This window comes from Kitasatospora herbaricolor, assembly GCF_030813695.1.
GTDB lineage: Bacteria > Actinomycetota > Actinomycetes > Streptomycetales > Streptomycetaceae > Kitasatospora > Kitasatospora herbaricolor.
Genome location: NZ_JAUSVA010000002.1, coordinates 2,465,728 through 2,480,003, shown reverse-complemented (window position 1 = coordinate 2,480,003; position 14,276 = coordinate 2,465,728). Strand labels below are relative to the sequence as shown.

The 14,276-nt window shown below is 77.0% G+C and carries 11 protein-coding genes; all 11 read right to left on the bottom strand.

Translation table 11 applies throughout. The features are described 5' to 3' along the window. Positions 1–19: 19 nt before the first annotated feature. The 11 genes from J2S46_RS11180 to J2S46_RS11130 all read right to left on the bottom strand — a co-directional run bounded on the left by J2S46_RS11180 (position 20) and on the right by J2S46_RS11130 (position 14,273). Entirely contained in the window at positions 20–448 is a 429-nt protein-coding gene (locus J2S46_RS11180) for a phage tail protein (RefSeq protein WP_190209202.1), read from the bottom strand. 153 nt (positions 449–601) lie between these two features. Further along, complete coding sequence (locus tag J2S46_RS11175; protein WP_191290363.1) at positions 602–895, bottom strand: hypothetical protein; 294 nt, start codon at positions 893–895, stop codon at positions 602–604. Positions 896–4,108: 3,213 nt separating this feature from the next. After that, positions 4,109–4,264, bottom strand: a complete 156-nt coding sequence (locus J2S46_RS11170; RefSeq protein WP_190209204.1) for a DUF6760 family protein — start codon at positions 4,262–4,264, stop codon at positions 4,109–4,111. Further along, complete coding sequence (locus tag J2S46_RS11165; protein ID WP_229912778.1) at positions 4,261–4,755, bottom strand: hypothetical protein; 495 nt, start codon at positions 4,753–4,755, stop codon at positions 4,261–4,263. Before J2S46_RS11165 ends, J2S46_RS11170 begins: the two co-directional genes overlap by 4 nt. After that, a complete protein-coding gene (locus J2S46_RS11160) occupies positions 4,752–5,198 on the bottom strand; it encodes a phage tail protein (RefSeq protein ID WP_191290364.1) in 447 nt (148 codons plus the stop codon). The genes J2S46_RS11165 and J2S46_RS11160 overlap by 4 nt, the downstream gene beginning before the upstream one ends. 93 nt (positions 5,199–5,291) lie before the next feature. Next, on the bottom strand, positions 5,292–6,869 hold the full coding sequence (locus J2S46_RS11155; protein ID WP_191290365.1) for a phage tail sheath family protein: 1,578 nt from the start codon (positions 6,867–6,869) through the stop codon (positions 5,292–5,294). Positions 6,870–7,507: 638 nt separating this feature from the next. Continuing rightward, positions 7,508–9,697 carry an ATP-binding protein gene (locus J2S46_RS11150; protein WP_191290527.1) on the bottom strand — a complete coding sequence of 730 codons (2,190 nt, stop codon included), beginning with the start codon at positions 9,695–9,697 and terminating at the stop codon, positions 7,508–7,510. 23 nt (positions 9,698–9,720) lie between these two features. After that, the gene (locus tag J2S46_RS11145; protein WP_191290366.1) at positions 9,721–10,440 is read right to left on the bottom strand and encodes a Pvc16 family protein; all 720 of its coding nucleotides are present in this window, start codon (positions 10,438–10,440) and stop codon (positions 9,721–9,723) included. Next, the gene (locus J2S46_RS11140) at positions 10,437–11,447 is read right to left on the bottom strand and encodes a zinc ribbon domain-containing protein (RefSeq protein ID WP_229912779.1); all 1,011 of its coding nucleotides are present in this window, start codon (positions 11,445–11,447) and stop codon (positions 10,437–10,439) included. The genes J2S46_RS11145 and J2S46_RS11140 overlap by 4 nt, the downstream gene beginning before the upstream one ends. Positions 11,448–11,950: 503 nt before the next feature. After that, the gene (locus J2S46_RS11135; RefSeq protein WP_191290368.1) at positions 11,951–12,661 is read right to left on the bottom strand and encodes a hypothetical protein; all 711 of its coding nucleotides are present in this window, start codon (positions 12,659–12,661) and stop codon (positions 11,951–11,953) included. Then, the gene (locus J2S46_RS11130; protein ID WP_191290528.1) at positions 12,648–14,273 is read right to left on the bottom strand and encodes a VWA domain-containing protein; all 1,626 of its coding nucleotides are present in this window, start codon (positions 14,271–14,273) and stop codon (positions 12,648–12,650) included. Before J2S46_RS11130 ends, J2S46_RS11135 begins: the two co-directional genes overlap by 14 nt. Positions 14,274–14,276 lie beyond the last annotated feature (3 nt).

The following is a 14,276-nucleotide window of genomic DNA, read 5'->3' as shown; positions in this document are numbered from 1 at the left end:
GGGGCCGGCCGGGGGCCGGTCAGAGGAAGCCGTGATGGGCCAGCTCGATGCTCTCGGTGGCCACCTCCGACCGGGACGGATCGAAGGACGGCCCCGTCCAGCGGACCACGATCACCTCCCGCAGTGCCCAGGTGGCCAGCACCGGACCGGCCGTCAACTGCGGTGTCAGCGCGGTGATCTGCGCACTTCCCCGGGTCACCTGGGTGGGCAGCGTGGCCAGGAACCGGGAGACCTTCGCGGTGTCGGGGGTGAGCCCCCGGGAGAGCGTCACGTTCGGGTACGTGATCCTGGTCGGCAGCTGCCAGACGAAGGAGTTGTTGCCGCCCTCGGCGCGCTGCTCGACCTCCACCTCGGCACCGAGCCCGCTGCACGTCGAGAAGTCGCCCAGGTCGATCCCGCTGATCTGCAGCTGGAAGTGGACGCTGGTACCGGGGTAGGGGAGGGTCACGGTCGGGATCTTCCTGTCAAGGGTGGGACGACGTACGGGGGTGCCCGGGGCGGGCCCGGCGGCCCGCGCTCGAACGGGCCCCGAGGGAGCCGGACCGGGACGGTCCTGATCCGCGCGGGCCGGGTGGCGGGGGCGCCGGCCCTGGCGTCCTGGTCACCGGCCGCCGTCCAGCCACCGTCCGCCGCGCTCCCGGCCCAGCCGCAGCTCGGACCGGAACATCCGCCCCAGCGGTTCGGCGAGCCGGCGGGCCAGGTCGTCCAGGTGGCGGCGCTCCAGCGATTCCAGCAGCAGGGCCGGGTCCGGCGGTGGGGCCGTGGACGAATCCTGGCTCCCGCCTCGGCCGGCCGTCGGCTGTCCGCCTGGCGGCCCGCCGGACGGCCCCGGGCCGGCGGTGCCTCCGGCGCTGTCTCCGGGGGTGGGGGTGACGGGGGCGCCGAAGAGTCCCACGGTGGTCGAGCCGCCGGCCGGCCTGGCGACGACGGCCGGGGACGGCTTCGACGCCGGTCCGGGGCCGGGTCCGGGGCCGGACCCTGGCTCAGGGCGACGCTGCACGACCACCGGGCCGACGGCGCCCGTCGTGCCTGCTGTGCCTGCTGTGGCGGCCGCCAGGCGCTGAACGGTCGGTGCCGACTCCGGCGGCCGGGGCGGGGCGGGGGGAGCCGGGACGAGCACCGGGGCAGGGGTGTCCGCTGCCGGACCGGCCCAGGGGCTCGCCGCCGCACGGGCGACGGTCGCCGACAGCGGCACCGGCGGCCCGCCGGTCCAGCCGACCCGCCGCTGGGCCGCCGCCGGCAGGACGGACTCTGCGCCGGCGGCGGCCGCTACCGGTACGGCGGGCCGTACCGGTGCGGCGGGTGCGGCGGCGGGGGGCAGAGTGGAGCGCTGGACCGTCGGGCGGAGCGCGGACGGGGACCGCGGTGGCCGCGCGGCGACGGACGGCCGGGCCGGTGGTACGCCGTCGGTGGACGTGGACGTGGACGTGGACGTGGGCGTGGGCGTGGACGTGGGCGTGGCGGTGGGGGTGGACGGCGGGCCCGGGACGGCGGTGGGTGCCGGCCCCCCGGCTGCCGGGCCCGGCGCGTGCGCGCGCTGGACCGGCGGTGCGCCGTGGACCAGCGGGGTACCGGGGGCCGGCGGCGCGGTGCGGGGTTCGCCGGTCGGCCGGGCCCCGCGGTCCGGGCCGCCCTCCGGCCCGCGGCGCAGCCGCTGGACCAGGCGCCGTCCGCCGCCCGGGACGGGAGTCGGGTTCGGACGCCCGGGACCCGCGCCGGGGGCCGGATCGCCTGCCGCAGCCCGGGGCGAAGCGGTGGTCGCGGAACGGCCCGGCGGCGGAGTCCGCTCACCGGCGCCTGGTGTCCCTGGTGTCCCTGGTGCCCCTGGCGCCCCTGGCGCGCCGGCGGTGCCGGGCCTCGTGCCGGTGGTGACGTGGGTGCCGCCGCCCGCCCGGCGCTGGACGAAGCGCGAGATCCCACGGGCACGGTCGGGCCGGCCGCCCTGCGGCGACGCGGCGCCCGGTACGGCGGCGGAGGTGGCAGTGGATGTCGCGGCGGGCACGGCAGGGCCGTCGGCCGGTGCGGTGTGCGGTGCGGACGGGCCGCGACCGTCGGCCACGGAGGGCCCGCCGTGCGGCGGACGGCCGCCGGACCGCGCGCGCTGCACCGCGGTGGTGGCGCCGTCCGGGGCAGGGGCCCCGCCGGTCGGCCCGACGTGCGGGGTGCCGGCCGCTGCCGGGGGCCGGACCCACCGGAGCGGGACCACGGCGGGGCCGGCCGAGGCAGTGCCGACGCCCGGCGCGTTCTCACCCTGGAGCAGCGGGGACAGCGGCCGGTCCGCCAGCAGCTGCACCACCGGGGCAGGGGACGGGGCAGGGGCAGGGGCAGGCGTCGGGACGGCAGCGCCCGGGGCGCCGGGCGGGCCGCCGCCGGAGGAGGAGGTCGGCGTCGCGTCCCGGGCCTTCGGTGCCGGAGCCGCGCCGCTCCCGCCCGCCGCCGGGCCGTCCTCGGCCCTGTGCCGGACCAGCGGCCGGTCCGCCCCACCGGGGGCGCGGTCCGGGACGGCCGCAGGGCGCACCGTCGGTCCGGCTGCCGGCCGAGCGGCGGAGGCCAGGCCCGTCGACGGTGGCGTCGGAACCGGGTTCGAGGCCGGCTTCGAGGCGGGGTTCGAGGCCGGCTTCGAGGCGGAGCGCTGAACGGCCGGCACCCCCTGTCCGGTACCGGCCAGGGCCGGACCGGTGGGCACGGCGGCCGTACCCGCCCGGGCACCCGTCGCCGGCGGCAGGGTGCTGGGGGGCAGGGCGCTCGGGGGCAGGGCGGTGGGCGGCAGGGCCGTCAGCGGCTCGCCGAGCCCGGTACGTCGGCCGGCACTGCGCTGGACGGGCCCGACCGGCCCGACCGGCTCGGCCGGCCGGCCCGACGGGCTCGACGGGCCCGCCGGGCGCGGCCCGGGCGAAGACGCCTCGGAGCCGGGTGCGGCGGCCGGGGCCGGCCGGTGCGAGGGCTCCGGGGCGGGTCCGCCGAGCGTGCTGCGGACGGGGTCCGCGGGCCCCCGGGGGATGGGGCCCGCGGAGTTCTGGGGGGACGGCCCGGCCGCCGGCCTCGGCAGGGCGCTGAGCCGGCGCGGTGGGACCGGCGCCTCGTGCACCACGGACAGCGAGCCACTCGCCCCCGCCCCGCCCGCCACGGCACCGCCGCCGGCGGGCGCACCGGAGCGCGGCGCACCGGCGGCGGAGCGCCCGGTCGCGCGGACGGCCGCCCGCTGCACCGCGAGCCGGGGCAGCGGCATCGCCGGACCGGGCTGAGCCGCCGGCTGCTGAGCGGGCGCGACCCGTGGGCCGTTCGGGACGTGGGGGCTGTTCGGGACGTCAGGACTCTTCGGGCCGCGAGGGCCGGCCGCCCGGCCGCTCCCCGGTGCCGCCGGGGCGGCGGCCCAAGGGCGCCCGGGTGCGTCCGGTGCGGCCGGGCCCGCCGACCCCGACAGCCCGGACGTACCCGGCCGGCTCGACCGCTGGACCAGCGGCGCGGGGGCCGCCGCCGGCGAACCCGCCGACCGCTGCGCACCGCGCCCGCCGCCGCCGCGCCCTCCGCCACCAGGCCCGCCCGGTGCCCCGCGGTGCCCCGAGCGGGCGGGGCCGGACACCGTGCCGTCCGCCGGCCCGTACGCCGGGCCCTCGGCGAAGCCGTCGCCCGGGCCGTCGCCCGGGCCCGGCTCCTCCGGGCGGACCAGTGGCAGGCCGTCGTCCGCGGCACGCCGGAGGGCCTGGCCGGGGACGGGCCGCAGCAGGCCGTGCAGCACGCCGGCGGGTGCCTGCGGACTGACCAGATGACCCATCCGGCCGTGGAACATCGGGTTCCGGCGGGTCGCCAACCGCCCCTCGAAGGCGGTCGGGTCACTGATCAGGGCCGGCGTCGCCGCCGCCCGCTGCACGACGGGCAGCTGCCGCCAGGCGCCGGAGGCCGCCCGCTGCCCGTCGGCGGTCCCGCCTGCGGCGCCCCCGTCCCCAGTGGCCGTACCGCCGGAGCCCGTACCGCCAGGACCCGTACCGGCCGTGCCCGCCAACGCCGTGCCCTCCGGGCCGGGGAGCGCCGGAGCGGGCGTGGCAGCCGCAGGCTCGCCCGTCGGGCGGCGCCGCCCCAGCCGGTCCCGCAGTGCCACGATCCCTCACTACCCTTCGTTGATACGTGCGTTGATCCGGGCGATCTCCTGCACCCAGCGGATCCGGTCCGGGTGGGTCAGGTCGAGCAGCCGGTCCTGCTCCCAGTGGAAGTGGTAGGCGATGTACGCGATCTCCTCGTACAGGCGGTCGGTCGCGTACGTCACGATTCCCCCAGGCGCCCCCCGGCGAGGTCGACCTCGAAGGGGGACTCGCAGGACGGGCAGGTGACCGCCGCTCGGGTGTGCCCCTCCGCGTTGATCCGCCGGTAGAAGTCCTGCAGGAAGGCCAGGTCGGAGGCGAACAGCTCCTCCACCACCTGGCCGCCCGGGTCGGTGAGGCTGCCGATCCGGGTGATCACCGAGCCGAGCAGGACGACCGTCAGGTACGCCGGGTTGTTCTTCACCCGCAGGTCGATCAGCGGCATCAGTTCGTCCCGGGCGGTGGCCAGGCGCATCGCCCCGGTGCGGTGCAGCACGCCGTTGTGGTCCAGGTACCCCCGGGGAAGCTCGAACTCGAACTCCGTCCGGAACCGCTCCGGCGGCGCCGCCGGAGCCGGGCGGGCCGGCACCGGGGCGGCGAACCCCTCCTGCTCGTGCTCCGGGTACTCGTCCTCGTCCGGGCGGACGGGGGCCCCGGCGACGGAGCGGCGCCTCACTTGAGCTCGACGTCTTCGAAGACGACGGTGACCTTCTCCAGGGCGGCCTGGGACTCACCGGCCTTGAGGTTCGGCCCCTCCCACTTCTTCACCCAGGCGTTCTTCAGGTTGATGGTGCGCACCGGGTTGTTCTCGGTGTCCTTGACGATGATCGACAGGGACTGCCGCGCCCCCTTCACGTTGCCCTTGATGAAGGACTCCTCCAGCCACTTGGTGAACTCACCGCTCGCGCCGAGCCCGCGGCTGATGGTCACCTCGCCGCCCTTGCGGGCGCCGGCGAGCTTGCGGACCACCAGCTGGCCGCTCCTGGTCACCTCGAAGTGGTCGATGGCGTCCAGCTCGAAGGAGAGTCCGCTGACCTCCTGGACCGTCTCGACCTCGTACGCGCCCAACTGCACGGTGAAGATGTGGGTCGCGATCGCCATGCCGGCTGTGTCGGCCATGTGCGGTTACCGCCTCTCTGCTCTTTCGGTTCGGACCACCCCGGGGGCCACGGCGCCGTGCTCGGCGGCGCGGCCCCCCGGGGGAGGGGACTGCTACTCGTTGACCAGGCTGGTGCTGTCGGAGAACTGCGCCAGCCGGAAGACCACGAACTCGGCGGGCTTCACCGGGCAGATGCCGATCTCGCAGACGACCTGACCGAGGTCCACCGACTCCGGCGGGTTGGTCTCGGCGTCGCACTTGACGTAGAACGCCTGCGCGGCGGTCGCCCCGAACAGGGCTCCGCGCCGCCACTCCTCCAGCAGGAAGGCCGAGATGTCGCGCCGGATGCCGATCCACAGCAGCTCGTCGTTGGGCTCGAAGACGGTCCACTGGGTGCCCAGCAGGATCGACTCCTCCAGGTAGTTGAAGAGCCGTCGCACGTTGATGTAGCGCCAGGCCGGGTCCGAGGCCAGGGTGCGGGCGCCCCAGACCCGGATGCCGCGGCCGGGGAAGGCCCGGATGCAGTTCACGCCGATCGGGTTGAGCAGGTCCTGCTCGCCCTTGGTGACGTTGGTCTGCAGGTCGATCGCGCCGCGCACCACCTCGTTGGCGGGTGCCTTGTGCACACCGCGCTCGGTGTCGCTGCGGGCCCAGACGCCCAGCATGTGGCCGCTCGGCGGGACGAACCGGTTCTGGCCGCTCGCCGGGTCGAACACCTTGATCCACGGGTAGTACAGCGCCGCGTACTTGGAGTCGTAGCCGGCGCCCTCCTGACGCCACTCGCGCACCTGGCGCGGGGTCAGGTCGGGCAGCGGGTCCAGCACGGCGACCCGGTCGCCCATCAGCTCGCAGTGCGTGATCATCGCCAGCTGGACGGCCTTGACGCCCTCGGCGTCGATCTGGCCCTGCTGGTGCGCGGCCATCAGGTCCGGCACGGCCAGCATGGTGATCTCGTCGATCGCCTCCAGGCCCGCGAAGCCCGTCCGGGCCTCCGCGTCACCCACGTACTCGGCGACCGAGATCCCGGCCGGGACGACCTCGGCCGGTCCGGCCGGCACCGCGAGGGTCAGCGTCTGCTTCTGCGGGCGGGTCAGCGCGCCGCTCGCCGTCGCCGCCTCCTCCACCAGGATCAGCGCCGAACGCTCCCGCACCTGCGTGACCACGTAGTTGCGGGCGCTCTTCTTCGCCGACACGTCGAAGGTCTCTACCGGCCTGCCGGCCTGCGCGACCACCAGCTTGAAGCGGTCCTCGGCCGGCGCCTCGCCGTCCGCGTCGGTCACCTCGACCGTGATCTCGCCCTCGATGCCGGCCCGGGCCGCGACCCGGAACGACCCCAGGGCCACCGGCTCCCCGGTCGCCAGCTCCTTCGGAGCGACCCGCCCGCCCTTGGTCAGCCCCGGACGGCCCGCACCGCCCTCGGCCGCGACCTCGGCCCCGACCCGCACCACGTACGCGATGCCGCCGCCGTTCGCGAAGTACCCGTACACCGAGTGCGCCAGGTACGAACCCTCGACGAAGCCGCCGAACAGCTGGACGTACTGGCTCCAGGTCGTCACCAGGCTCGGCGTGTGGAACGGACCCTTCTCGGCGAACCCGACGAAGGCGGCCACGGACGTCCCGACCCCCTCGATCGGGCGGGGCCCGCTGTGGACCTCCTCCACGTACACCCCGGGCGACAGGTACTGCGGCATGCTCGGCACTCCTTCGACGGTGGCTCTGGTCCACCACGAAGCCTGTCCCCTCCAGGGCGCCGGGTGAACGGCTGTCCGTCACCCGTCGGGGGCAGCGTGAACTGCCCGATCGGGCAGCGGGCCGGCCGTCCCGCCGGCCCGCTCCGGGCCCGTGAGCCCCCCGCTGCTCCCCGCCCCGTACGGCCCGGGGCATGAATTTCCCGTTCCTCGTCGTCCGATCCTCGGAGGCGTACCGGGTCGGCCTGGTGATCTTCTCGTGCTTGGGGACGACCTTCCGGAGCGCTGCGTGCGCGGCCTCGACGGCCTTGGGTCCGGATCGGCGACGGTGGCCTACTTCAGCGCCTCGTACGCCGCCCTGAGTTCGCGGTACTGGTCCGGGTCCACGCAGTACCGGGCCCACTCGTCGAACCCCGCCCCCGGGTCCCGGCCGCGGCGGCGTTGCCCACCGACCGCTGCAGGAGCGCCGACTCGGCCGGTGCCCCGGCCACCGCCTGACCGGGGTCTTCGTCACGGATCTTCACCGGTGTCTCCTCGGTCGATCGGGGCGTTGACGGCCGGGGGCCGGGGGCCGGGGGCCGGGGGCCGGGGGCCGGGGGCCGGGCCCGCCGCACGCGTCCCGCCCCGCGGCCCGTCCGCCGTCACACCCACGTCCCGAACTCGCCCGCCAGCACCAGCCGGCCGAGCTTGCGGTACTCCCGCCGGACGGCCGCCATCAGGTCCGCCATCGACACCGGCCGGCCCGCCTCCGCCGCCAGGTAGGCGGCCGTCACGGCGCAGGCCCGGATCGAACCCCCGGCCAGCTCGAAGCGGGCGCAGAAGGCCAGGTCGAGATCGTCCGCGCGCGGGACGTCCATGCCCAGCGTGCGGTCCCACAGTGCCCGGCGCTGCTCCGCGTCGGGGACGGGGAAGTCGACGATGACGTCCAGCCGGCGGGTGAACGCCTCGTCCAGGTTGGCCCGCAGGTTGGTGGTGAGGATGGCGATGCCGTCGAAGGACTCCATCCGCTGGAGCAGGTAGGCGCTCTCCATGTTGGCGTAGCGGTCGTGGGCGTCCTTCACCTCCGAGCGCTTGCCGAAGATCGCGTCGGCCTCGTCGAAGAGCAGGATCCCGTTGACACCGGCCGCCTCGGTGAAGATCCGCTCCAGGTTCTTCTCGGTCTCGCCGACGAACTTGTCCACCACCGTGGAGAGGTCCACCACGTAGAGGTCCAGGCCGAGATCGGCCGCGACCACCTCCGCCGACATGGTCTTGCCGGTCCCGGAGTCGCCCGCGAACAGGGCCATCACGCCGCGCCCGCGCCCGCCGCCCGGCCGCATCCGCCACCGGCCCAGCACCTGGTCGCGGTGCCGGGCCCGGAGCGACAGCTCGCCCAGTTCCCGGCCGGTGGCCTCCGGCAGCACCAGGTCCGCCCAGCCGACGGCCGGCTCCACCCGGCGGGCGAGGCGCTCCAGGCCCGCCGCGTTCTGGCTCCGGACGCCCGCCCGCAGGTGGCGCAGCGCGACCGGCGCGCCGCCGGGGGAGTCCGGTCCGGGGCCGCTTGCTCCGGTGCCCGTCCCGCTGTCCGTCCCGCCGCCCGCTCCGGCGTCCGTCCCGCCGGCGTCCAGCAGCGCCTGCCGGCGGGCGGCGGCGGCCGCCCGGCGCACCTGGTCCGGGGTGAGCAGATAGGGCGCCAGGGCGTGGGCGAGGTCCAGCTCGGGGTCGACGGGGGCACCGTCGAGCGCCGCCCGGAACAGCTCCGCGCGTTCGGCGGGGCTGAACTGTCCGGCCGTCATCAGCAGCGGGCTGTCGTCGGCCCGGAGCGGATCCCAGGCGTCGGTACCGGTCAGCAGCACGGGTACCGGCAGCCGGGCCAGCTCCCGCAGCAGCCGGGCCGGCTCGGGGCGGCCGGCCGCCTCCAGCGCCTCCACCGGCCCGGCCACCAACCCGCCGCCCAGCAGCCGCACTTCGCGGGCCAGGACGGGCAGTACGGCCTCCGGGTGAGGTTCGGCGGCCAGGGCCGCCAGATCGAGGCAGAGCGCTGGGCGGCCCGCCGCGGCCAGCGCCGCGACCGCCAGCGCCGAGGCCGAACCGCCGGGCCGCTCCCGCAGGTGGGCCAGCCTCACGCCGGCGGCCAGTGCCGAGGCCAGCTGCCCGGCGCCGGCGACCTCCGAGACCTGCACCGGCCTGAGCAGCCCCCGCAGGGCCGGATCGGTGGCGGTGTCCCCCAGCAGGTGCGCCGTCACCCGGTCCGGGACGCGCAACGACCTTCCGAGGAAGGGCCGTTCGCCCTCCTCCACCAGCAGCAGGCCGCCGGCCAGCAGCGGCGACCCGGGGGCCAGCCGGGCCCGGGCGGCGGCGTCCAGCGGCGGCACCCCCAGCAACTCGAAGGCCAGCGCGGCGCCGGCCCGCCGTCGCGACACGTCGTCGTTCAGGTAGCCGTAGAGCGGCTCGAACCGGGCGTCGGCGTCCGGCAGCAGCGCGATCAGGAGCAACTCGACGTCCATGGGGGAGAGTTCGAAGCTCCGTGCCAGGGTTCGCAGCGGCAGCACATCACCCCGGGCCTCCGCCCGGTCAGCCCGGGCCTCGGCCTCGTCCCGTGCGGACACCCACTCCGCCGGCTCCTCCGTGGCGTCGATGCCGCCCGGCCCGTCCACGCCGTCCGGCCCGTCCACGCCGTCCGGCCCGTCCACGTCGCCCGGGCGGCCCGGGGGCCTGCGCGCCAGCAGCCCGTCCGCCGCCTCCGGCGACAGGTACATCCCCCGGAAGGTGTCGTCCGGCTGCGGATCGACCGCCCGCCGGGCCTCCACCGCCCGCCGCACCCGCCGCTCCACCAGGGCCAGCCGGCGCATCAGGTACGCCGTCCCGGGCCCGCTCACCGCGCGATCCCCCCGGGCTTGGCCGCCCGCGCCGCCGCCCCCCGGGCACGCCGGGCCCCCAGCGGCTCCGCCGCCCGCGCCGGCGTCGGAGGCTCGTCCTCGAACCGCGGCCGCCGCAGCTCGCGCGCCGCACCCTCCCCGCCGCCCGCGTCCGTGACGCTCAGCAGCAGGGCATCCGTCACCAGCGCCGTCGGCAGCCTGCGCACACCGGCGATCGGCGCCGTCACCACCAGATCCAGCGAGGGCTTCAACTCCCCGCCCAGGGCCGACCACAGGTCCGCCGGCCCCCGGCCGCCGGCCCACGGCGCCGCCACCGTGCACGGCAGCGGGAGCCCCAACTGAGCCAGCGCACCGGTCAGTCGCTCCGGCTCCAGCGCGGGCCGCCCGATCAGGCCCGCCAGCAGGACGGACAGCAACCGGTGCTCGTCCTGCGGCCGCTTCGTCCAGGCCGTCACCAGGTACGACAGGGCGAACCACCGGGGTGGCTCGTGCTCCGCCAGCAACTCGCCCCTCGAGGAGCCGAGTTCACGCCTGCGGCCCTGCTCCCGTCGGGACGGGTCCTCCTTGATGTCGTACAGGAAGACGTTCACCGTCGGGGCGTTGCGCCGCGCCGCCCACTCCCGGGTCGGCGCGTCGAACAGCACCTCCACACCGGTCGACCCCAGGATGTCCGTCCCCAGCAGGGCGGACAGCGCCTCGTCCACCTCGTGGATCACGACGAACCGGAGGTCTTGCGGCCGAAGAACTCGACCTCGGCCACCGCCACCTGCTTGCCCGCCGCCACCCCGAAGGCGCTGCGCAGCACCAGCCGCACCTTGGTCACCCGTCCCGCCCGGAGCTTCACCCGCTGCGCGCCGTCGCCGGTCAGCTCGACCTGCCGGGTCACGGTCTTCCCGTCCACATCGGTGATCAGCAGCTCCAGCTGGCGCGGCCGCGCCTGGGCCAACTGCTGCGCGACGTCGGCGGACGCGCCAGGGGTGATCACCAGGTCGAGCAGCCGCACCGGCCGGCCGAAGCCGGCCTCCAGCCACTCACCGGCACTGTCGCCCTCGATGCCGGTGCCCCACCAGGAGTTCGAGATCTTGTCGATGGTGAGTTCGGGTCCGTGTCCCTCGTACGACCTCGACGCGGTGACCGCCACAGGATCGATCGGCACCCGCTTCGCGAAATGGTCGTTCACCGCGTCCACGGCGGGGCCGGCCCAGATCAGCCCGGCCACCAGCACCAGCACCACCAGGCCGGCCAGCAGGGCGAGCCGCGCCCTCCGCCCGAACCCCCGGCGCAGCCGGGGTCGTTGGCCCGCCCACGGGGCTTCGCCGCCGTCGCTCCCGAGCAGCCGCCGCCACCAGGGGAGCGGCGCCGCCCCGCCCTCGTCCCGGGTGGCGAACTGGGCGCCGCAACGTCGGCAGAAGTGCCGCTCCGGCGGGTTGGAGGTGGCGCACCACGGGCAGGTGGCACCGTCGAACTCCGGCTCCTCGGCGGCGCCGCGGACCCTCGGCCTGGCCTCCTCCGGGCGGCCGGGCAGCACCGGGGCCACCGCCGGGTCGGCCGGCGGCGCGGCGGGCGGTTCGGCGACCGGGACGAGCAGCGCCCGCGCCCGCTCGGTGGCCGCCGGACCCGGCGCCGGGGCCTGCGCCGAAGCGGCCGCCTCGGCGGGGACCGGCGGGAGTTCGGTGGTCTCGGCCTCCCGCTCCGCCGGGCCGCCCGCCGCCGTGGCAGGCACCGCCGCGGAAGGTACCGCCGTGGGGGAGGCAGGGGAGGCGGTCGGGCCGGCGGCGGCAGCGGGGGTGGTCGTCAGGGCCGCCGCGGCAGGGGCACCGGCCGCGGCCACCACTGCCGCCGGCCGCTCCTCCGCGGGCCCGGGCTGCGCCGTCCAGCTCAGGAAGGCCCCGCAGTCCTCGCAGAACGTGCGCTCGGACGAGGCCTCGGCTCCGCAATCCGCGCAGGTGCCTCGGGCCGGACGGGCTGGGGTCTCGCTTGCACTCACCGGGGTGGATCCTCTCCGGCGCGGCTGGAGCCGCTGCCGGGCCACAGCATCCCCGCCCCGGCCGGCGCCCACCAGGGACGTTCGGCCGCCATCGGGGGCGGCCCGCACTGCCCCTTCGGGCAGCCCCGCGCTCCCGCCCGGCCGGCCCGGTGTCACCCCGTCCACCGCCGCGTCGGAGGAGACGGGGCCGGTGGCGGTGGCGGTGGCGCGGGCGGGCCAGCGGCACCGGCGGCGCGGCCCTACCCCAGCGCCGCCGTCATCCGGGCCACCTCGCGGCCCAGCACCAGCGCCGGGTCGACCCCGCCCGCCGGGCTCCAACGCTCCCAGGCCCGAGCGCGCAGGTAGGCGTCCACCGCCAGCGGCAGCTCCTCGGCCGCCACCCGCTCGGCGGCCCGCAGCGCGGCGGCCTCCCGGCCGGTCCGGGCCCGCCGGCCGAGTTCGGCCAGCAGCTCGCCCACCCCGGCCGACCACGGCAGGTCGGCATCGGCGAGGTACGCCTCCAGCTCCGCCAGCGTGGCCCGCAGCGCGGCGCCGGGCGCGGCGACCGGAGCGGCGGGCGGGGCCGGCACCGGCGGTGCGGCCGGGGCGACACCGGCCGTCCCCGGCCCCGCCAGCACCGGGTCCCCGCCCAGTACGGCCGCCAGCTCCGCCTCCACCTCCGGCGACAGCACCGAGCCCGCTGCCCCGGCCCGGGCGGGCGCGGACCCGGCCTGCGCGCCGCCCACCGCCCCGCGGTTCGCCCCGCCGCCGGCCCCGCCGCCGGCCCCGCCGCGGGGGCCGCGCCCCGGAGCCAGCAGCGCCCCCAGGCCGTACAGCCCCGCGACCGCCCCCGGCCACCACGGCCCCGCCACCCCCGTGAAGTGCAGCACCAGGCCCAGCGCGCCGCCCGCGCACCCGGCCAGGTTGCGCGCCGACTCCAGGTAGGCCAGCAACCGGTTACTGGTAGCCACGGATCTCCTCGAACGCGCCCTCCAGCGACCCCGTCCCGTCGAACAGCTTGCCGCCGGTCACGTCCGCGATCCCCTGCAACTGCCCCTTCGCGGCGTCGCCGAACAGGATCGGGAACACCGGCACCGCCCGCCCCGAGGACGGCAGGCCCTGGTAGAAGGCCTTGAAGTCGTCCGCCGACGCGCCCTCGTTGCTCTCCCCGTCCGTCATCAGCACGATCGACGTGAACCGGTCGTCCTTCGCCGTCGACTGCTGGCGGTCGATCACCCGGTACGCCTCCTCCAGCGAGCTGTAGACCGCCGTCCCGCCGTCAGCCCCGAGCGCCTGCACGTCCCGGTCGATCGACGCCAGCTCCGCCCCGGAGTTCTGAGCCGGCACCGAATGCGTCTTCGTGGACTTCACCCTGGACGCGAAGGAGATCAGCGTGACCTCCTCACGGTCCCGGAACCGCGTCGTCCCCCGGGAGTCGTCCGAGCCCGTCAGCCGCGCCATCGCCGACTTCAGCGAGGCGAGCCGCCCGCCCGACATCGACCCCGAGGTGTCCAGCACGTACACCGTCCGCGACGGCCGCCGCAGCTCGTTCTGGTACGAGGCCAGCAACCCGTCCGCGACCGCCTTGCTGCCCGGGAACGGCAACTCGCGCCGCCGGTCCGCCGGCAGCCCCGCCGCCGGCGTCACACCGGGCGTCACCGGCCGCCGCAGCGTCGTCTCCGAGATCCTCCGCTGCACGTCCTCCTTCAGCAGGTAGGCGGTCAGCCGCTGGAACGACTCCCGCTCCCGCTGCCCGGCCGAGGCCAGCAGCGCCAGCGGGTAGTCCGCCGACACCACCCCGTCCGTCGGGCGCACCACCGTGAGCTGCGCCTCCGCCGGCAGGGTCCGGTTCAGCGACAGCAGCACCGACTCGTAGTTGACCAGCGCCCCGATCCGGCCCGGCTCGGCCCGGCCGTACGCCTGCGCCAGCCAGCCGGACGACCCCGAGGTCAGCTTCTGCCCGGCGAAGAACTGCTTCAGCGCGGGGGTGGCCTTCTGCACGTCCGCGTCGGTCAGCGCCGAGTTGGCGCCCGAGAACGCCGAGGCGACGGCCACCAGCGCCGAGAAACCCGAGTTGGACCGCGTCGGGTCCGCCATCCCGTACGAGAGCCTCCCCGCCGAGGCCGCGTCGGCCACCTGCGCCCAGGTCACCCTGGACCCGTCGCCCCAGCCCAGCTCGCCCAGCACCGAGGTACGCACGCCCACCGCCACCGGCGAGACCATCACCGGGCTCTCGGTGGCCAGCTTGGCCTTCCCGCCGTCGTCCAGCCGCAGGTAGTGGTCGGACGGGAACCAGACCGCGTCGTACTTGCCGTCCGCCCGCCCCGAGGACACCGCGTCCGCGCCGTCCAGCGACCCCGTCCAGGCGAACTGCACGCTCACCCCGGTCGCCTTCCTCGCCTCCTCCAGCACCGGAGCCATGTCCTGGAGCTCACTGCCGGCCAGCACCCGCAGCACCCCCGCCTGCGCGGTCGGCGCCACCGGGTCCCCGGACGTCCGCACCGGCCCCGGACCCGCCGAGGTGCACCCCGCCACCAGCACCGCCAGCCCCGCGAGCAGCACCCGCCCCGCCACGGTTCGCATCGA

Bases quoted from the DNA above. Each gene is read 5' to 3' on its own strand.
- J2S46_RS11160 (WP_191290364.1), bottom strand. From the start codon at position 5,198: ATGGCCGACACAGCCGGCATGGCGATCGCGACCCACATCTTCACCGTG.
- J2S46_RS11155 (WP_191290365.1), bottom strand. From the start codon at position 6,869: ATGCCGCAGTACCTGTCGCCCGGGGTGTACGTGGAGGAGGTCCACAGC.
- J2S46_RS11150 (WP_191290527.1), bottom strand. From the start codon at position 9,697: ATGCGCCGGCTGGCCCTGGTGGAGCGGCGGGTGCGGCGGGCGGTGGAG.
- J2S46_RS11130 (WP_191290528.1), bottom strand. From the start codon at position 14,273: ATGCGAACCGTGGCGGGGCGGGTGCTGCTCGCGGGGCTGGCGGTGCTG.